Origin of the sequence: Clostridium oceanicum (assembly GCF_039521385.1) — a bacterium.
In the GTDB taxonomy this organism is placed as follows: Bacteria; Bacillota; Clostridia; order Clostridiales; family Clostridiaceae; genus Clostridium_F; species Clostridium_F oceanicum.
Genome location: NZ_BAAACG010000020.1, coordinates 1 through 779, shown reverse-complemented (window position 1 = coordinate 779; position 779 = coordinate 1). Strand labels below are relative to the sequence as shown.

At 49.4% G+C, this 779-nt stretch carries 1 rRNA gene; it reads left to right on the top strand.

The features are described from left to right. Positions 1-779: ribosomal RNA gene (locus ABDZ71_RS19615) — 23S ribosomal RNA — on the top strand; the annotation flags it as partial.

The following is a 779-nucleotide window of genomic DNA, read 5'->3' as shown; positions in this document are numbered from 1 at the left end:
ATGTGGGATTTCTAAGACAACTAGGATGTTGGCTTAGAAGCAGCCACTCATTTAAAGAGTGCGTAATAGCTCACTAGTCAAGAGATCCTGCGCCGAAAATGTTCGGGGCTCAAACTTACCACCGAAGCTATGGGCTCGAAAGAGCGGTAGAGGAGCTTTCTGTACGGGCTGAAGTCGCATCGAAAGGAGCGGTGGACTGTACAGAAGTGAGAATGTTGGCATAAGTAGCGAGAAATAAGTGAGAATCTTATTGGCCGAAAACCTAAGGTTTCCTGAGGAAGGTTCGTCCGCTCAGGGTTAGTCGGGACCTAAGCCGAGGCCGAAAGGCGTAGGTGATGGACAATCGGTTGATATTCCGATACCGCCTATTTGCGTTTGAGAAATGGGATGACGCAGAAGGATAAGATGTGCGCACTATTGGATGTGCGTCTAAGCACTTAGACGTGCCAGACAGGTAAATCCGTTTGGCTGAGTTGAGGTGTTATGGGGAGCGATTATTCGCGAAGTATCTGATTCCACACTGTCAAGAAAAGTCTCTATCGAGTAAATAGGTGCCCGTACCGCAAACCGACACAGGTAGGTGAGGAGAGAATCCTAAGGCCATCGGAAGAATTACTGTTAAGGAACTCGGCAAATTAGCCCCGTAACTTCGGGAGAAGGGGCGCCTACTTCGGTAGGCCGCAGTGAATAGGCCCAAACAACTGTTTAGCAAAAACACAGGTCTCTGCTAAAGCGAAAGCTGATGTATAGGGGCTGACGCCTGCCCGGTGCTGGAAGGT